This is a genomic window from Paenibacillus sp. FSL H7-0323 (assembly GCF_038002725.1).
In the GTDB taxonomy this organism is placed as follows: domain Bacteria; phylum Bacillota; class Bacilli; order Paenibacillales; family Paenibacillaceae; genus Paenibacillus_AQ; species Paenibacillus_AQ odorifer.
The window spans coordinates 2,146,599-2,165,549 of sequence record NZ_JBBODB010000001.1; the positions used below are offsets into that span (position 1 = coordinate 2,146,599).

The window sequence follows — 18,951 nt, forward strand, 5'->3', positions numbered from 1 at the left end:
CGATGTAAATAGGTTCGATAACAGGTGTTATTGATCAAATAGTGACACTGGGGTCCGAAAACAGCCGAATTAAGCAGAATTGTTGTAAATAAGAGCACTGGGGTCCGATAGGGGCTTCGTCTTTACTTTGACGGTAGGGTTAGAGTAGTGGCAGAGCGCCAATGAAAATGCTGAGTTTATTCGATGGGGAAGTCGGGGTTAGTTGTATAACAATCGAAGAATTAAAACTTTGGATAATTAACTCTGCATATCAAAAAAAGCTCACGAATCATACCTTGGGCATGAATTCGTAAGCTTTTTAAATGAATTGTAACAACAATCTTACTTGCCAGTATGGCCAAAGCCTCCGGCTCCGCGTTGGGTTTCGGATAACTCTTCCACTTCCACCAAATTAACCACTGGAACGGCTTGAAATACCATTTGGGCAATCCGCTCATTGCGAGCGATAGCAAAAGGCTCCTGCCCCAGATTGATCAAGAGCACTTTGATCTCTCCGCGGTAATCGGCGTCTATAGTTCCAGGTGTATTCAAGCAGGTAATCCCGTGCTTCAAGGCCAGTCCACTACGCGGACGGATCTGCGCTTCAAGCCCCTCTGGCATAGCCAGTGAAATCCCTGTTGGAATTAATGCCCGCTCTCCTGGTGCAAGTACAATTTCACCCGCAACGGCAGCATAAAGATCATAACCGGAAGCTTGCTCCGACATTTTACAAGGAAGATTTACATCCTCGTTTCCAGCAAGTTTATTGATTTGTACGTAATAAGACAAGATCATCTCTCCTAACATTTGCAATAGCTTTATCTGATGAGCCTACCATCGCTAAAGAAAGCGGCTCCGCGAACATATGGTCCAGCACACTGTTGATATTGTCCATCGTCACTAGCTGAATTTTGGCGATCATATCGTCCAATGTATTATGTCTTCCGAGCATAAGTTCATTTTTTCCGATACGGTTCATTCGGCTGCTAGTGCTTTCGAGACTAAGGATGAGGCTGCCTTTAAGCTGCTCCTTACCTTTTCTCAGCTCATCTTCACTGAGGCCGTTGGTAGCAAGTTCGTACATCATTTCCTTGATTAACTCCATGACATCCTTTGTTTGCTTGGGCGCTGTTCCAGCATAGACCGTAAACAGACCAGAATCTGCCTGGGAGCTGTGATAGGAATACACCGAATAAGCTAATCCGCGCTTTTCACGAATTTCCTGGAACATGCGGGAGCTCATCCCTCCGCCTACGGCATTATTAATCAGCACCATAGCATACTGCAGGGGATCGCCAGAACGGACACCTGGTAAGGAAAGACAGATGTGATTCTGCTCTGTTTTCTTGCGGTGAAATAAGAGCTCTCCATAGTAATCTGGTGGAGTCAGCGGCGCACTTGTACCATGATTATCAAAAGAACCAAAATGCTGTTCCAGCAGTTCAATCAATCCATCACTGATGTTGCCGGCAACGCTTATAACCGTATTCTCAATCGTGTATTGTTCCTTCATATACGCCCGAAGATCATCCGGCTTCATCTCCATTAGCCGTTCCTTCAAGCCGAGGATGGAATACGCAAGCGGATGGTCCTTGTAGGCAGCAGCACACATCAAATCATGCACAAGATCATCCGGCGTGTCCTCGCACATGGAAATTTCCTCAAGGATGACATTCTTTTCTTTCTCCAGCTCTTCAGCGTCCACCCGTGAACGGAAGAACATATCCGCTAACACATCTACAGCGATAGGCAGATGCTCATCCAATACTTTAGCATAATAACATGTATATTCCTTTGAGGTAAACGCATTTACATTGCCGCCGATGGCGTCAAACTGCTCAGCAATATCCTTGGCGCTGTACCGATCCGTACCTTTAAAAAGCATATGTTCTACAAAATGGGATATCCCGTTGTTTCCAGGATGTTCATTCCGAGAGCCTGTCTTTACCCAGATTCCGAAAGAAACGGACCGGCCGGTCGGGATTTTCTCCATTACCACTCGTAAACCATTGGATAACACTATTTTTTCCACTTCAAGTCCTCCTGGCTAATAGCCATGTTCTATCTAATTTAATTACACGTGCCTATAATCCTACCAGAAATACATCTCTCACTCAACATTAGAGGGGATTAGCCGCTCTGCTGAGAGCGTTTGACTTACTGTGCCTAGCTGTAACCCTTTTGCTTTGATTCCACGTATCATGGCCTTCAGAGCTTTGGAGGATGCGGCTGTGGGATGCATTAGGACTAGAGTGCCGGGTTCCGCTTTGCTTGTGATTTTGGCAACCACAGATTCAGGAGACGGATTTCGCCAATCTACGGTATCTACGGTCCATAGTACGGTTTTGAGCCCTAAGCTGCCTGCAATTTCTACCGTCTCCTGATCGAAATCACCAGAAGGGGGGGCGAACCATTTATTAGTGACTCCAAGCGATTCCTTTAACAGCTTTTGTGTCTTCTCAATTTCTACAGTAGCTCGTGCACGACTTAAAGTACTCATATTAGGGTGGGTATAAGCGTGATTCTCCATCTCATGACCGCGTTTTAGCATTTCTTTAGCCAGTTCCGGGTTTTTACTCAGCCAGCTCCCATCCAGAAAAAACGTAACTTTAACGTTCTCTTCATCCAAAACATCCAACATTGGCACAATGTACTCATTTCCCCACGCCACATTAATCATCAGCGATACCATCGGCTTAGCCGGATTCCCACGATATATGGGTTCAGCCCCCAGTTGATTCAGGGATATCTGTGGTTCGATCTGCCGATACACAAATTTTATAGGTTCTTTTGGTGCCAAAAGAGCATTCCGATATGTACTCTCTACATCAATTTCAAGCCCGTTATAACCCGGAATCGCCTTCCATACCCGATCAACCACAGCATTCACTGGAGGGGCATTAAGCTTGGCTGCGGCGGTCTCAATCCGTGCCCGAAGATCATTGTTCTCCGCCTTAGAAATATCCTTCCACACAGCTAGGTCATCCTGCGGCTTCAATTGCGCAAGCATGTCCTTTACCGGTCCCTGAGTGCTGCCAATTCCTATCACGATCGCAATACAAGCAACCACTAAAGCCACTTTTTCCGTCTTCATGACGACTTCCTCCCCGGTAGAAACGACTTGTAGTCCGTTCCACACGAATACAAAGACACTTTGTCCCAATCTATGAGACAAGAGAGGAATTTATGTCATAAGAACAGAGGCCAGAGGCGTGATAGTGATGCACATTACTTTATTTCATATAAAAAAAGAGCCAGAACGCAATCGCTTCTGTCTCCTTTTATTATGCTATTAGGTACTTTAGAAAAGGTACCTCTACAATCGAAACTTAAGCTTTAGCTCCAGTTTCCGAAGTCAATACCGCTTTACGCGACAGGTTAACCCGGCCTTGTTGGTCGATTTCGGTAACTTTAACGGTAATTGTATCCCCGACAGCTACAACATCTTCAACCTTAGCTACGCGCTCAGTAGACAATTGGGAAATGTGTACCAATCCGTCTTTACCCGGAATTAGTTCAACAAATGCTCCAAATTTCTCAATACGTCTAACTGTACCCACATAGATTTCTCCAACTTGTACTTCACGCACAAGTCCTTCGATAATCGAACGCGCCTTTTGGATCATTTCTTCATCTGAAGAACCGATAAAGACACGGCCATCTTGTTCGATGTCGATTTTTACGCCGGTTTCTTCAATAATTTTATTGATAATCTTACCACCAGCACCGATAACATCACGGATTTTGTCCGGATTGATGTTGATAATAATGATTTTTGGAGCATATTTGGACAGATTAGGTCTTGGCGCAGAGATCGCTTCATTCATTTTGTCCAAGATGAACAGACGGCCTTCTTTAGCCTGCTGAAGTGCATCCTGAAGAATTTTGCGATCGATACCGGCAATCTTAATGTCCATTTGAATAGCTGTAACACCTTCTGCTGTACCAGCTACCTTGAAGTCCATATCTCCGAGATGATCTTCCATACCTTGAATATCCGTCAGGATGGAGACATGCTCTCCGTCTTTGATCAGACCCATTGCTACGCCGGCTACAGGTGCTTTGATTGGCACACCAGCGTCCATCATAGCCAGAATGCTGGCACAGATACTTGCCTGGGAAGTAGAACCGTTAGATTCAATCGCTTCTGATACTAGACGAATCGTGTACGGGAATTCAGTTTCACTAGGAATAACCTTGGATAATGCACGTTCTCCAAGTGCTCCATGACCGATTTCACGGCGTCCTGGTGCTCTAAGCGGACGAGCTTCCCCTACGCTGAACGGCGGGAAGTTGTAATGGTGCATGAAACGTTTCGTTTCAGTAGGATCGATTCCGTCAAGAATTTGCACATCACCTAGTGCTCCAAGAGTACAAACGCTAAGGATTTGTGTTTGTCCACGTGTAAACAGACCGGAACCGTGTGTACGCGGTAACAGACTTGTATCACATTCAATCGGACGGATTTCATCAAGTTTACGTCCATCTGGACGAACCTTATCATGTGTGATTAGACGTCTTACTTCATCCTTCACGATATCATGTAGGACTTCTTTAACATCTTTCAGAAGCTCCGGTGCTTCTATGTACTTCTCTACGAAATACGCAACCGCTTCATCATTAACGACATCAATCGCTTCCTGACGCGCATGTTTTTCAGCTATTTTAACGGCTTCCACCAGACGAGCCTCAGCAAATGCACGGACCTCAGTATTCACGTCAGCATTCACTGTATGCAGCTTCACAGCCATTTTTTCTTTACCAGCCACTTTAACCAGTTCTTCAATGGTTGCAACGATCTTGCGGATTTCATCATGACCGAACATAATCGCTTCGAGCATCACATCTTCCGTCACTTCGTTCGCTTCTGCTTCAACCATCATGATTGCATCCTTCGTTCCAGCAACCACCACATAAACATCACTGATTGCTTGCTGAGACATATCCGGATTGATCACAAACTCTCCATTAATCCGACCTACAGCAACGCCGCCGATGGGTCCATCAAAAGGCACATCGGAAATACTAAGTGCAGCTGAAGTACCGATCATAGCAGCAATATCTGGTGCGCAGTCCTGATCCACACTCATTACCATATTCAATACCTGAACATCGTTACGGAATCCTTCAGGGAATAGTGGTCTGATTGGACGGTCTGTCAAACGGCTTGACAGAATCGCTTTCTCACTCGGTCTACCTTCCCGTTTAATAAATCCGCCAGGAATTTTACCTACCGCATATAATCTTTCCTCATAGTTAACTGTAAGCGGGAAAAAATCCAGATCCTTAGGCTCTTTTGAAGCCGTAACGGTACATAATACCGAAGTATCCCCGTAACGCACCATAACGGCTGCGTTTGCTTGTTTAGCCAGGCGGCCCGTTTCCAGCACAAGGCGTCTTCCACCCAGCTGCATTTCTACACGTTTTTCCATAAATACCTCCTTGAATAGTAGTAGACCCGCAGTCTAAAATAGCAGGTTCACATATCGATCTAAATGAATTGGAAAGGCTTGTCCCAAAGGAGGCTGCCTATTCTGTATGCATATAAGAAGAAACGGCTGGGCCTTACTGAAAAGTAAAGTCGCCGTTTTTGCGAATAATCTCATCGATCCTAATATTAAGTTTTCCCTAAATTTTCAAAAAGCAACCCAGCTGTCCCGCTGTCGCTCCGAGAAGGACATACGGTATACAACCAGGCTGCTTTAAGAGTAATCTTATGGAAAATTAACGACGCAATCCCAGTCTTTCGATCAGGGCGCTGTAACGTCTGATGTCTTTGTTTTTCAAATACGCCAGAAGTTTACGACGTTGTCCAACCATTTTCAACAATCCACGACGGGAGTGATGATCTTTCTTGTGCGTACGCAAGTGGTCAGTCAAATTAACGATGTTCTCCGTTAGGATAGCAACTTGCACCTCAGGGGATCCAGTATCGGATTCGTGAGTTTTGTGCTCGTCGATCAATTGATGTTTACGTTCTTGAGTTAATGCCATCCTGTTCACCTCCTTCAATATAATCGCCACTAGCCTCGTCACCGTCGGTGAGAACGTGCAACCAAGCTAAGGTTATGATGCTGTAAGCCAGCAACGTTACTTAGTATAGCATCTCCATTAACAAAAGTAAACGGCTTGTCCGGGATGACTATAAATTATACTCCAGAATCTTCTTCGCGGTTTCTGCATCCTCGCCAATCTGAGTAATCAATGCTCCAATGGAGTCAAACTTCCGTTCTGGACGAATGTAAGCTACCAATTCTACCTTAAGCTCTTGATCATACAGGTCACCCTCGAAGTCAAAAAGATGAACCTCAAAGCTCGGAGTTAACACACCCTCATGAAAGGTTGGTTTAACACCCACATTCATAACCCCGTACAGAACTTTATCCTTATAAAAGACTCGGACCGCATATACACCTTTGGTCGGAATGACAAAATGATCACTGAGCTTCAAATTGGCAGTTGGAAAACCAATTGTGCGGCCTCTCTTCTCACCATGCCCCACTTCACCACGCAGATGATAGCAACGTCCGAACCAGGAGTTTGCCAGCCCCAGATCTCCATTTTGGAGACTTTTACGAATGCCGGAGCTGCTAACCTTTTCACCTTCAAGCAGAAAAGGAGGAGCAACTTCCACATTCATAACACCTTCACCCAGTTTGCGAAGCATCTCAACATCGCCTTCACCTTGGTAGCCAAAGCGAAAGTCAAAGCCAACAACTGCTGTTACAATATGTAGCGGTAAAAGCATAACAGAGACAAAATTCTGTGGACTAACCCGGGAAAGCTGCTCATTAAATTCAACAACATACAGGATATCGACACCCATGCTGGCAAGAATCTCTTGCTTTTCAAAGGGTGGCGTCAAGTACCCTTCATAATCTCCCTTACCCATAACATCTTTGGGATGAGGATGAAATGTAAGGACTGCAGCCGGCACACCTTGTTTACGGGCTAAGGCTACAGCGGATGTAATGACGCTGGCATGTCCACGATGCAGGCCGTCAAACTGCCCTAGAGCAGCCACTTGAGGTTGTGCCCATTCGGCAGCAGTCTCCGGCGACATCGGATAGGTTAACGTTACGGTTCTCACGCTGTTTCTCACCTACAATTCACTTGGTAAAATTGATTTAAGCTTGTGCAAACACCTTTACTGGGGCAATAGCACCTGTCTCTTCCAGCTCATAAATGCCAAGAAACAATCCCTGAAGATCGTATAGCCGAATTTGACCTGTTGTCTTCACTTCTGGAGCAATGAACCGCGAAGACAAACGTTGCCCTTGCAGTGCTGCCTTCTTCTTCTCATCCATAACGGTATGCTTAGGCAAATGCGAAATTGCCTCATCAGCAGCGATTAAATGATCTTCCAATGTTCCGGCTTCCTTGTGCGCGGCAATATCCTCAAGGGATAAACAATGGCTGGCAGAAATTCCTGCCGACATTGTTCTCTCCAGCTTCACCATTACACCCGGCAGTCCAAGCGCACGACCGATATCTACACAAAGTGTACGAATATACGTGCCTTTGGAGCATAATACCCGGAAAGTGATGTCGGGATGATTACCTTCCCAAGTCATATCCGTCATTTCGATTTCATAAATCTCTACTTCGCGACTTTTCCGTTCAACGGTTTTGCCTTCTCTAGCCAATTCATAAAGACGTTTGCCGTCGACTTTCACCGCAGAGTACATGGGAGGAACCTGAGAAATTACGCCTTTGAAAGAGGCAAGTACTGCAAGAATCTCTTCCTCAGTTACATGAACCTCATCAACAGTTTCCGTAATGGTTCCAGTTAAGTCTTCAGTATCACTGGACATCCCCAGTCTCAGTGTTGCCACATATTCTTTGGGCAGCTCCTGAATATACTCCACAACGCGAGTCGCACGTCCCAGACAAAGCGGCAATACACCAGTCACTTGGGGATCTAGTGTCCCCGTATGACCAATTCGTTTCATGCCGAGAATCCGACGTGCCTTGGCTACAACATCATGTGAAGTGAAGCCTGCCGGTTTATAAACCGCCAGAACACCTTCTAATTCACTCATAAATGACGTCTTACCTCCTCAAGCACCTGAGCTATTGCCTCTTCAAGCGTAGCTTCTATACGCGCACCTGCAGCACGGGTATGACCGCCGCCTCCAAACGTTTGCGCCAATGCAGCCACGTCAACTTTACCGGCAGAACGCAGGCTAACCTTGACCGCATGTTCGTGAATAACTTTAAAAAGAATGCCTACTTCCACGCCCCGAATATTACGAGGGTAGTTTACGATTCCTTCCAAATCTTCATTAGCAGCAGCACATTCGATCATATGCTCGGGTGTAACATATAGCCAGGCAATATCTCCTTCAGGAGATAATTCCAGCGTATTTAAGGCTTTATTTAATATTTTAACCTGTGGCAGCGTCATTTCTTCAAGCAATGTCTCAGCGAGTTCAGGACCGTTAACCCCAAGGGATAATAGCTCAGATACAGCTGCCATTACTTTTGGTGATGTGTTGGTATAACGAAAACCACCGGTATCTGTTAACAGACCCGTATATATAGCTGTGGCGATATCAATATCCCATTCGATCTCGAATGTCTTCAGCAGGTCGAACAAAATTTCCGCTGTCGCAGCTGCATCCGGTTTGATTAAATTAACGAATCCATAACCGTTATTTGTTGGATGGTGATCAATGTTCAGGATAAGAGCCTCATTCGCAAAATAGCGATTTGTCAGCCCTACTCGCTGAAAATCCGCACAATCCACACAGATGACGTTGCTGTATTGACGGGGCGGTTCACTAGAGGCCATATTGATGATTTCATCCGAATGCCATAGGTATTCCATTCGCTTCGGGATCGGTCCTTCATTCAGCATAGTATATTTTTTGCCCAGACATGAGAGAAGCCAGCCCACCGCAAGGGTGGAGCTGACTGCATCTCCGTCCGGCTGAACATGCGACACTACAAGGTAATCGTCGTGTTCCAGCAGAAACTCACGGGTCTGCTGGAGACTTTGTTCATAGCTCTGCATTCGCCGTCTCCTTTTTAAAGGTTGTTCAAAATAGCATAACGCTATTTTGAACCCCACTTTAATCACTTATTTCTAATCGTTCTTATGAAGCTCTCCAAGAAGCTTCTCAATATGACTGCCATAAGCGACAGATTCGTCGAACTTGAAGATCAGCTCCGGTGTATGCCGAAGGCGAATGGCCTTGCCAAGCTCTGAGCGAAGAAAACCATTGGCTTTCTCAATCGCTTTAAGCGAGTCTGACTTCTGCTCTTCATCCCCGAACACGCTTAGGTATACCTTGGCTTGCGATAGATCGTTAGTCACGTCTACGCCAGTTACAGTTACAAAACCGATTCGAGGGTCTTTCAGACCGCTTTGGATAAGTTGACTAAGCTCTTTCTTGATCTGCTCGCCCACTCGTCCTGCTCTAATTTTAGACATCTATATTCACCTCTTCGCTTAGCGCTCTACAGTTTCCATAAGAAACGCTTCGATAATGTCGCCCTCTTGGACGTCATTATAGCGTTCCAAAGTTATGCCACATTCATAACCTTGCGCCACTTCTTTGGCATCATCTTTGAAACGTTTCAAAGTATCAACCTTACCTGTGAACACTACGATTCCGCTACGGATCAAGCGCATTTCAGCATTACGGGTAATTTTACCGGAAGTAACCATACATCCTGCAATGGTACCCACTTTGCTGATTTTGAACACGCTGCGAACTTCCGCGTGACCGATAACATTCTCTTTATAGATAGGATCGAGCATACCTTTCATGGCACTTTCGATTTCTTCAATTACGTTGTAGATAATGTTGTGCAGACGAACATCTACTTTTTCTTGCTCAGCAGCTGCTTTGGTCTGTGCGTCTGGACGAACGTTAAAGCCGATAACGATAGCATTCGATGCTGCTGCAAGCGTAATATCAGATTCAGTAATCGCACCAGCACCGCTGTGAATGATCTTCACGCGCACGCCTTCCACTTCGATCTTAGCCAAGGATCCTTTAAGGGCCTCGACTGAACCTTGTACGTCAGCTTTGATAATCACGTTAAGGTCTTTGATCTCGCCATCTTTAATGTGCTGGAACAGATCATCCAAAGTTACACGGGTGTTCGTATTCAGCTCAGATTGACGTTGGGAAGTAGAACGTCTATCAGCAATCGCACGCGCTTTACGCTCGTCTTCAAAAGCCATAAACGGATCGCCAGCTTGTGGCACCTCAGTCAAACCAGTAATTTCTACTGGAGTAGATGGTCCAGCTTCTTTGATCTTACGACCTTTATCATTGACCATCGCACGTACACGTCCGAAGCAGTTACCTGCTACAAAGGCATCGCCGACTTTCAACGTACCGTTCTGAACGAGTATACGAGCAACTGGTCCACGGGATTTATCAAGCTCAGCTTCTATAACAGTACCGCGTGCCCGTTTGTCAGGGTTCGCTTTGTACTCATTAACTTCAGCTACGAGCAGGATCATTTCCAGCAGTTCTTCCAAGTTAATACGTTGTTTCGCAGAGAGGTTAACGAAGATGGTATCTCCACCCCACTCTTCAGGAACAAGTTCATAACTTGTAAGCTCTTGCTTCACCTTATCAGGATCTGCACCCGGTTTGTCGATTTTATTAACAGCGACAATAATCGGAAGTCCAGCAGCCTTAGCGTGTGCAATAGCTTCAACGGTCTGAGGCATAACACCGTCATCAGCAGCTACTACGATAATTGTCATATCCGTAACCTGTGCACCACGAGCACGCATAGCAGTAAATGCTTCGTGACCAGGTGTATCAAGGAACGTGATTTTCTTTTGGTTGATTTCGACTTGATAAGCACCGATGTGCTGAGTGATTCCGCCGGCTTCGCCTAGCGTCACATTGGTCGAACGAATAGCATCAAGTAGTGTAGTTTTACCATGGTCAACGTGACCCATAATAGTAACTACTGGAGGACGAGTCTGAAGATCCTCTTCATTGTCATTCTCTTCCACTGTTTCGAAGCTGTCCTCGTCAACAGGAATCTTCACTTCTACTTCTACGCCAAATTCAGCAGCGAGTAGCAAAATGGTGTCGATATCAAGTTCTTGGTTGATGGTAGCCATAACACCCATCGAAATCAGCTTTTTGATTACTTCAGAAGCATCCTTGTGAAGCAATTTCGCTGTTTCACCAACGGTCATGCTGCCACGAACGATGATTTTCTTAGGTGTGTTATCGATCTTCTCGCGGTGTACCATTGGCTGGTTCTTGCCACGGCCGTTCTTACCACCACGACCGCGGTAGTTACCACCTTTACCATCATCGAAACGTCTTTGATTATTATTCGGTCTGCCACCAGTTGTGTTCTTTTTAGGACCTCTGTCATCACCGCGTGTGAAACCTCCGCCTGTGCCAGATTGACCTTGTGGACGGCTGTCAGTGCGTGGTGCACTGCTTTGTCCTTGCGGACGGCTGCCACTTGTGTTGCTGCCTTGTGGACGGCTTCCACCAGTGTTGCTGCCTTGTGGGCGGCTACCACCAGTAGTGCTGCCTTGCGGACGGCTGCCACCGGTATTGCTACCTTGTGGACGGTTGCTGCTAGTATTACTGCTTTGCGGACGGCTGCCACCGGTATTGCTACCTTGTGGGCGATTGCCGCCAGTAGTGCTGCCTTGCGGGCGGCTGCTGCTAGTACTGCTAGTACTGTTAGTACGTGGAGCACCGCTTTGTTGCGGACGTGCATTCTGCGTTGAACCTGTTTGTGTTCTGCGGGAATCTTGTCCGCTTTGGGGCCTTGGGGACGTCGTCGATTGGTTGTTGTTTTGGTTACTGTTCATACCTACCTGCTTTTCCTGTTGATTTTTGTTGGCATTCTGAGCACTTTGAGGTTCGGCTGTTACCGCACCGGTTGTTACCGGCCGGCTGCTGGTGCCGGTATCCCGCTTGGCTGCAGCGTTTGATTTGATATCCTTAAAGAACTGTTCAACTTTGTTCACGGATCCATTCTCCATGACACTCATATGATTATTCACAGGGACATTCAAACGCTTCAGAATAGTAATAATTTCTTTACTGCTCATGTTTAGTGACTTGGCGTATTCGTACACGCGCAATTTATCTTTGTTCTCTTCTTTAGTCAATAAATCCACCTCCGACAGTATCTCCGAGTTGCTTGGAGATCATTTCCGCGAATCCTTTATCCGTAATGGCCAGTACTACACGCTGGTCTTTACCAATACTTGCACCGAGTTCATCCCGGTGAAATGCGATTACTAGTGGAATATCGTAAGTTCCGCATTTATCACGGAACTTTTTTTGGGTATTATCTGAAGCGTCACCTGCCAGAACGACCAGCTTCGCCTCTGAAGACCGTACAGCTTTGAGTACAGCCTCGTCACCGGTGACTATCTTGCCTGCTCTCATGGCAAGCCCTAAATAAGAAAGCGCCTTACTCATTATCCTCACTATCCTTTGCTGCTAGAAACTGCTCTTCCACGGAAGTAAACTCCCGGGCTAGCTGGGCGTAGATTTCAGGACTCACTTGACATTTCAATGCACGGTCAAGTGCTTTGTTCTTTTGTGCCAGCTGAAAGCATTCAAGCTTGCCGCATATGTAAGCACCACGGCCTGACTTCTTGCCCGTCAGATCAATCAGCACTTCACCTTCAGGCGTTCTTACCACACGAATCAGCTCTTTTTTAGGCATCATCTCTTGGGTAGCAACGCATTTACGCAGCGGCACCTTTTTTTGTTTCATAACAAACGCCTCCCGTCAAGCAGGTTAATTAATCTATGGAGACGGAATCCTGATGCATTTCATCAATAGAAGATTTCGGTCTGCCGTATTCCTGCTCCGCTTGAGTTTCACTCTTGATATCAATCTTCCAGCCGGTAAGTTTAGCGGCAAGACGTGCATTTTGCCCTTTAATACCGATAGCCAGTGACAATTGATAATCAGGAACGATAACTCTCGCCATCTTCTCCGCTTCAAAGACTTGAACTTCAAGAACCTTTGAAGGGCTAAGTGCATTCGCAACATATTCCTGCACCAGATCAGAATAACGGACGATATCGATCTTCTCACCGCGAAGCTCAGTAACGATGGTCTGAACGCGTGTGCCTCTTGGACCTACGCAAGAACCAACGGGATCTACTTCTGGATTGCGGGAATACACAGCAATCTTCGAGCGGAAGCCAGCTTCACGGGCTACAGAACGAATCTCAACTACACCATCAAATATTTCAGGAACTTCAAGCTCGAACAGACGCTTCAGTAATCCAGGATGACTGCGGGAGAGCATAATCTGCGGACCTTTTGTTGTATTCTCAACTTTTGTGATATAAGCCTTGATGCGTTCGCTTTGTTTGAACTTTTCACCTGGCATCAATTCGCTAAGCGGAAGAACCGCTTCGATTTTACCAAGATCAATGTAAATGTTCCGCATATCTTGACGTTGAACTAGTCCAGTAACGATATCATCTTCTTTGTCGATAAAAGCATTATAGATAAGTCCACGCTCTGCCTCGCGAATTCGTTGAGTTACAACCTGCTTAGCAGTCTGTGCGGCAATACGTCCAAAATCACGCGGTGTCACTTCAAGCTCAGCGATATCTTCCAGCTGGAAATGCGGGTTAATTTCTCTGGCTGCCGGCAATGAGATTTCAGTCCTTGTATCCAGGACCTCCTCAACAATTAACTTGCGGGCAAACACTTTAATGACACCTGTATTGCGATTCATGTCAACACGCACGTTCTGTGCTGCATTGAAATTACGTTTATAACTAGAGATCAGCGCCGCTTCAATCGCTTCAAACAGCACATCTTTACTGATGCCTCTCTCCCTCTCCAGCTCATTCATTGCTTCAATAAACTCCATACTCATGAATTTCCGGCCCCCCTTTCAAGACGTTAAAAAATAATGGCCAATCTCGCACTTGCGACCTTGGCGTACGGTACTACATGTTCTTTTTTGCCCGCGGAGATGAGCAGTTCCTCGTTCTCGAACGAGAGCAAACGACCTTCAAATTCTTTGAGTCCTTGAATCGGCTCATAAACAGTCACATACACGTCCTTACCTACCGCTTTAGCTACATCCGCAGCTTTTTTGAGAGGACGCTCTGCTCCCGGCGAGGAAACCTCAAGGAAATATGCCTCAGGAATAGGATCATTCTCATCTAACTTCTGACTGAAATATTCGCTAATGATCCCGCAGTCATCAATATCAATGCCGCCTTCTTTATCTACGAATATACGCAGAAACCAATTGGAGCCTTCCTTCACGTATTCAACGTCCACCAGTTCGAAACCATTGTCGTCGAGATAGGGCCCGAGCATCTGCTCTACCGTTTGTTTAATTTTAGATTTGGGTGTGCTCAAAAGAAAATTACCTCCACGAACTTGTCTTTTGCTATATACCAAAGATAAAGAGTGGGTTTCCCCACTCTTTACACAACGGACTTATCTCATTATTACCAAAGAAATTATACCATAGGGAAACTGGACTGACAAGTGCTAGCCCTTGACTCCCCCTTTGGAGCACTCTTTTCTAGCCATGAAATAAGTGTTGATAAAGCCTTTAAAATAGGGAAAGTTGATTACTTTCCGGTAAGCCGCGGAAGCAGCCCATGCCGGTCAGCAGCTCTATAACCGTCTTACTTGCCTTTGATTTCTGCTGGAAATCTTCAATTGACAGGAACTCGCCAGCATCTTTCGCAGCAGCTATGTTGATAGCAGCATTCTCACCAATTCCCGCTAAAGCAGAAAACGGAGGAATCAAACTCTTGTCATCAACAATAAACTTATTCGCTTCTGAGCGGTAAAGATCAATGTTTTTGAATGTAAACCCACGTGCCGTCATCTCCAAAGCCATCTCAAGGACAGGCAACATAGCCTTTTCCTTAGGCAAAGCTTGAAATCCTTTTTGCTCAATCTCTACGATCTGACGGCTGATGGCTTCATACCCCTTACAGCACAATTCAATATCAAAATCTGCTGCACGTACAGAGAAATAAGTCGCATAATATTCAATAGGATGATACAGCTTGAAGTAGGCGGTACGTACTGCAGAAATTACGTATGCAGCAGCATGCGCCTTCGGGAACATGTATTGAATCTTTAGACAAGAATCAATATACCATTGTGGGACCTTGCACTTTTTCATTTCCTCGATCCATTCGTCAGACAAACCTTTACCTTTACGAACACTCTCGGTAATTTTAAAGGCCAAGCTCGCATCCATTCCCGCTTTATAAATTAAGAAGAGCATGATGTCATCACGACAACCGATAACGGTCTTAATGTTACAAGTGTTATTCTTTATAAGCTCTTGAGCGTTACCAAGCCAAACACCAGTACCATGAGACAAACCTGATATTTGCAGTAAGTCAGCAAAGCTGGACGGCTTCGACTCAATAAGCATTTGACGTACGAACTTGGTACCCATTTCGGGCACACCATAGGTCGCAACCGGTGATCTGATTTCGTCAGGTCTTACTCCAAGTGCATCTGTAGAGTTAAACATGCTCATTACTTTCGGATCATTCATCGGGATAGAAGTTGGATCAACACCTGTCAAATCCTGAAGCATCCGCATCATCGTCGGATCATCATGACCCAGAATATCAAGCTTCAGCAAATTCGCGTCAAAAGCGTGATAATCAAAGTGTGTGGTCTTCCATTCAGCATTGACATCATCCGCCGGGAATTGTACTGGCGTAATATCTTCTACCTCCATATAGTCTGGAACAACGACTATACCACCCGGATGCTGTCCCGTACTACGTTTAACGCCTGTACAGCCAGCCGCCAGACGGCCAACTTCAGCTCCACGCCAACGTTTCTGGTGAAGTTCTTCGTATTTTTTTGCAAATCCGAAGGCTGTCTTCTCAGCTACGGTACCAATCGTTCCGGCACGGAATACATTTTTCTCACCAAACATTTCTTTGGTAAAGTTATGTGCATTCGGCTGATATTCCCCTGAGAAGTTCAAGTCGATATCGGGGACTTTATCCCCTTTAAATCCAAGGAAGGTCTCGAACGGAATATCCTGGCCTTCACCTTTGAGCTTCTGACCGCAATCCGGGCAGACTTTATCTGGTAAATCGAATCCGCTCCGCACACTACCGTCCAGGAACCATTCATTATGGCGACACTCGGGGTTTAGGCAAATATAATGCGCAGGCAAAGGATTAACTTCTGAAATTCCTAGAAATGTAGCTACTACAGAAGAACCTACGGAACCCCGTGAGCCTACGAGATACCCATCCTGATTTGACTTTTTAACGAGACGTTCAGAAATCAAATAGTTGGCAGAGAACCCGTATTTAATAATCGGTGCAAGCTCTTTCTCCAAACGGGCAATAACTACCTCAGGCAGCTCTTCACCGTAAATGGATTTGGCAGTATTGTAGCAGGTCTCGCGAATTTCTTCGTCCGCCCCGTCAATAATTGGTGTAAATAGCTTATCTGGAAATAGCTCCAGTTCTTCAAAACGCTCCGCCAGCTCAACTGTATTTGTGACAACGACTTCCATCGCTTTTTCAGCACCGAGAAATTCGAATTCAGACAGCATTTCATCTGTTGTGCGGAAGTGTGCATCCGGTTTGCGTTGGTCTTTAAGCGGACTAAAGCCCGTGATCCCATTAATCGTAATATCACGATACAGCTTGTCCCGGGGTTCAAGATAATGTACATTCCCCGTTGCGATAACAGGTTTATTCAACTGTTCCCCTATTTCGCAAACCTTCCGGACTACATCGCGAAGCTCATCAGGCCCTGCTACAAAACCCTTGTCCACCAAGTGCATGTACATGGTCAATGGCTGAATCTCCAGCACATCATAAAAATGAGCAACCTCCATGGCTTCCTCAGTCGTTTTGTTGAGTACTGCTTCAAAAAACTCTCCACGTTCACAACCGGAAATCACTAGCAGTCCATCTCTATGCTCTTCCAGCTTGGATTTTGGAATACAAGGTACACGTTTGAAATATTCCGTATGTGACATGGAAATGAGCTTATAGAGATTTTTTTTGCCTATTTGATTAAGTGCATAAATATTACAGTGGAACGGTCTTGTGTTCGAAAGATCATTACCCACATAATCGTTTAGTCGATCAAGGCGGGTCATGCCCTTCATCTTTTCAGCATCTGCGAGCAATCCTGTTAATATACCGCCAAGTGCTATGGTATCATCAATCGCACGGTGATGGCTTTCCAGAAGAACTTTATATTTATCGGCTAATGTGTTCAGCCTGTGATTCTTCATGCTTGGATATAGTAACCGCGCGAGCTCAAGCGTATCAAGAGATGGATTCGGAAGCACAGGTTCACCTATTTTACGTAACGAGGCCTGAATAAAACCCATATCAAATCTGGCGTTATGAGCTACAAGGATACTGTCACCCACAAATTCAACAAACTTACGCAGTACTGGCTCAAGATCAGGAGCATCCTTAACCATTTCATCCGTAATATTGGTCAATTGCTGAATATGATAAGGGATTTTCTCATGCGGATTAACAAAAGTAGAATAACGGTCTACTTCTTTGCCTTCGCACATTTTAATGGCCGCCAGCTCCGTAATATTATTGCGGGTAATCGATAAACCCGTGGTTTCTATATCAAACACTACATAGGTAGCTGTCTTCAAGTCCAAAGGCTGAGCGTTCTCGACAATATTCACAGAGTCATTTACAACATTAGCTTCCACGCCATAAATCATTTTTATCTTATGCTTATGAGCTGCATGGTTTGCATCAGGAAAAGCCTGAACGCCGCCATGATCAGAAATCGCAATCGCAGGATGCCCCCACTGGGCAGCTGTTTTGACATAGGTAGTGATCGGAGTGACCGCATCCATCGTACTCATCGTAGTGTGAAGGTGGAATTCCACCCGTTTCTTAGGAGCTGTATCTTTACGCGCAGGCGGTGCCTTAACTTCCGTTAAATCCGAAGGGATCATCACGAGCTCAGGAATCTGCATAAAACGGTCATATTCTACTTTCCCGCGTGCTCTTACCCATTTGCCATTAGCTAGCTGACTCATAACCTTCAGATCATCTTTAGTCTTCGCGAACATCTTCATTTGTAGAGAATCCGTAAAATCGGTCAGACTGAAAGTGAACAAGGTACTGCCATTGCGAAGCTCCTTACGATCCAGACCAAAAATGGTACCCTGAATTGTAATTTTCTTCTCTTCATCTTGAATTTCAAGAATCGGCACGGCCTGTTCCTTAATTTCATACCCCACTTGAAGCTTAATTACTTCATTAGGATCGCTATCATCAGCAGGAGCTTCTGTTTCCACAGCAGTCATCATCTGCTCAACGATCTCGCGTTGTTCTTGCTGAAGCTTTTGCTGAAATTCTTCGAATGCTTCAACATTATTATTTTCGTTCTCCGCCATTAGTAATTTAACCTTTAAGGAGAGACCGAAATACTTATCATAAAATTTAATAATTGCTCCATCGATGCTTTTTTTGCGAGCTAACTCCATCGAAGTGGAATCACTCATCGTTAACATTAAAGTATCCTCTTTAAGCTCCTGTGAGGAGCGGGTCAGCCAGCCGTTTACCGATGGAATCTCCCGATGTACCCACTCCAGAAACAGTCCCCAATATTCCTGGACAAGCTCCGCTCTGCTAACCTTCTCATCATATAGGAACAAAAAGCTTACTTTAGCTATATGCTGTAGCTTCTCCCGCATTCTAAGGCAAAATGTCCGATATACCTGTGCTGGAACCAGACTATCTTTCGCTATAACGATTTGCCAGTCCCGGTTGCCACGACTGATCTCAACACGTTCTATATACCCATCCAAAAAGTAGGGGTCCATGATTGCAGGTGGAATTTCACCCTGCTTCATCAAGAGCTCGAACCTTTTTCTTCTCTCCTGGTTTTGTTCCATGCTTTCCTCCCACCTTTAATAACCCAGTTAAAACTATCCATGATATACAGTGAAAGTACAATATGATAAGAAGAAACGATGTAGTCGACTTT

Annotated in this window: 15 protein-coding genes; all 15 read right to left on the minus strand. The window is 45.4% G+C overall.

Features of this window, described 5'->3' with window-relative positions:
• Window positions 1-321: 321 nt before the first annotated feature.
• Entirely contained in the window at window positions 322-768 is a 447-nt protein-coding gene (gene dut / locus MHH89_RS09705; RefSeq protein WP_172628834.1) for a dUTP diphosphatase, read from the minus strand.
• Window positions 743-2,011, minus strand: coding sequence for a M16 family metallopeptidase (locus tag MHH89_RS09710; protein WP_341086952.1), 1,269 nt, complete (start codon window positions 2,009-2,011; stop codon window positions 743-745). Before MHH89_RS09710 ends, dut begins: the two co-directional genes overlap by 26 nt.
• A 78-nt stretch (window positions 2,012-2,089) precedes the next feature.
• Window positions 2,090-3,073: a polysaccharide deacetylase family protein gene (locus tag MHH89_RS09715; protein WP_076182607.1), complete on the minus strand. Its 984-nt coding sequence runs from the start codon at window positions 3,071-3,073 to the stop codon at window positions 2,090-2,092.
• Window positions 3,074-3,308: 235 nt separating this feature from the next.
• Window positions 3,309-5,411, minus strand: a complete 2,103-nt coding sequence (gene pnp, locus MHH89_RS09720; protein WP_076127850.1) for a polyribonucleotide nucleotidyltransferase — start codon at window positions 5,409-5,411, stop codon at window positions 3,309-3,311.
• Between the two features lie 292 nt (window positions 5,412-5,703).
• The gene (gene rpsO / locus MHH89_RS09725; protein ID WP_036656390.1) at window positions 5,704-5,973 is read right to left on the minus strand and encodes a 30S ribosomal protein S15; all 270 of its coding nucleotides are present in this window, start codon (window positions 5,971-5,973) and stop codon (window positions 5,704-5,706) included.
• 148 nt (window positions 5,974-6,121) lie between these two features.
• Window positions 6,122-7,069 (minus strand): bifunctional riboflavin kinase/FAD synthetase, encoded by a 948-nt coding sequence (locus tag MHH89_RS09730; RefSeq protein ID WP_076127848.1) that lies wholly within the window; start codon window positions 7,067-7,069, stop codon window positions 6,122-6,124.
• 37 nt (window positions 7,070-7,106) lie between these two features.
• Window positions 7,107-8,021, minus strand: coding sequence for a tRNA pseudouridine(55) synthase TruB (gene truB / locus MHH89_RS09735; protein WP_076127847.1), 915 nt, complete (start codon window positions 8,019-8,021; stop codon window positions 7,107-7,109).
• Window positions 8,018-8,995: a DHH family phosphoesterase gene (locus tag MHH89_RS09740; RefSeq protein ID WP_076106341.1), complete on the minus strand. Its 978-nt coding sequence runs from the start codon at window positions 8,993-8,995 to the stop codon at window positions 8,018-8,020. Before MHH89_RS09740 ends, truB begins: the two co-directional genes overlap by 4 nt.
• Before the next feature lie 72 nt (window positions 8,996-9,067).
• Window positions 9,068-9,415, minus strand: coding sequence for a 30S ribosome-binding factor RbfA (gene rbfA, locus MHH89_RS09745; RefSeq protein WP_076127845.1), 348 nt, complete (start codon window positions 9,413-9,415; stop codon window positions 9,068-9,070).
• Window positions 9,416-9,433: 18 nt separating this feature from the next.
• On the minus strand, window positions 9,434-12,094 hold the full coding sequence (infB, locus tag MHH89_RS09750) for a translation initiation factor IF-2 (protein ID WP_341086955.1): 2,661 nt from the start codon (window positions 12,092-12,094) through the stop codon (window positions 9,434-9,436).
• Entirely contained in the window at window positions 12,087-12,410 is a 324-nt protein-coding gene (locus MHH89_RS09755; protein WP_036688466.1) for a YlxQ family RNA-binding protein, read from the minus strand. The genes infB and MHH89_RS09755 overlap by 8 nt, the downstream gene beginning before the upstream one ends.
• Window positions 12,403-12,711 (minus strand): RNase P modulator RnpM, encoded by a 309-nt coding sequence (gene rnpM, locus MHH89_RS09760; RefSeq protein WP_036688467.1) that lies wholly within the window; start codon window positions 12,709-12,711, stop codon window positions 12,403-12,405. The genes MHH89_RS09755 and rnpM overlap by 8 nt, the downstream gene beginning before the upstream one ends.
• Before the next feature lie 28 nt (window positions 12,712-12,739).
• The gene (gene nusA / locus MHH89_RS09765; RefSeq protein ID WP_036688470.1) at window positions 12,740-13,837 is read right to left on the minus strand and encodes a transcription termination factor NusA; all 1,098 of its coding nucleotides are present in this window, start codon (window positions 13,835-13,837) and stop codon (window positions 12,740-12,742) included.
• 26 nt (window positions 13,838-13,863) lie between these two features.
• On the minus strand, window positions 13,864-14,331 hold the full coding sequence (rimP, locus tag MHH89_RS09770) for a ribosome maturation factor RimP (RefSeq protein WP_076127842.1): 468 nt from the start codon (window positions 14,329-14,331) through the stop codon (window positions 13,864-13,866).
• 199 nt (window positions 14,332-14,530) lie between these two features.
• A complete protein-coding gene (locus MHH89_RS09775; protein WP_076127841.1) occupies window positions 14,531-18,859 on the minus strand; it encodes a PolC-type DNA polymerase III in 4,329 nt (1,442 codons plus the stop codon).
• Window positions 18,860-18,951 lie beyond the last annotated feature (92 nt).

Bases quoted from the DNA above. Each gene is read 5' to 3' on its own strand.
- pnp (WP_076127850.1), bottom strand. From the start codon at position 5,411: ATGGAAAAACGTGTAGAAATGCAGCTGGGTGGAAGACGCCTTGTGCTG.
- rpsO (WP_036656390.1), bottom strand. From the start codon at position 5,973: ATGGCATTAACTCAAGAACGTAAACATCAATTGATCGACGAGCACAAA.
- rnpM (WP_036688467.1), bottom strand. From the start codon at position 12,711: ATGAAACAAAAAAAGGTGCCGCTGCGTAAATGCGTTGCTACCCAAGAG.
- nusA (WP_036688470.1), bottom strand. From the start codon at position 13,837: ATGAGTATGGAGTTTATTGAAGCAATGAATGAGCTGGAGAGGGAGAGA.
- MHH89_RS09715 (WP_076182607.1), bottom strand. From the start codon at position 3,073: ATGAAGACGGAAAAAGTGGCTTTAGTGGTTGCTTGTATTGCGATCGTG.
- MHH89_RS09740 (WP_076106341.1), bottom strand. From the start codon at position 8,995: ATGCAGAGCTATGAACAAAGTCTCCAGCAGACCCGTGAGTTTCTGCTG.
- truB (WP_076127847.1), bottom strand. From the start codon at position 8,021: ATGAGTGAATTAGAAGGTGTTCTGGCGGTTTATAAACCGGCAGGCTTC.
- MHH89_RS09755 (WP_036688466.1), bottom strand. From the start codon at position 12,410: ATGAGTAAGGCGCTTTCTTATTTAGGGCTTGCCATGAGAGCAGGCAAG.
- MHH89_RS09775 (WP_076127841.1), bottom strand. From the start codon at position 18,859: ATGGAACAAAACCAGGAGAGAAGAAAAAGGTTCGAGCTCTTGATGAAG.
- rbfA (WP_076127845.1), bottom strand. From the start codon at position 9,415: ATGTCTAAAATTAGAGCAGGACGAGTGGGCGAGCAGATCAAGAAAGAG.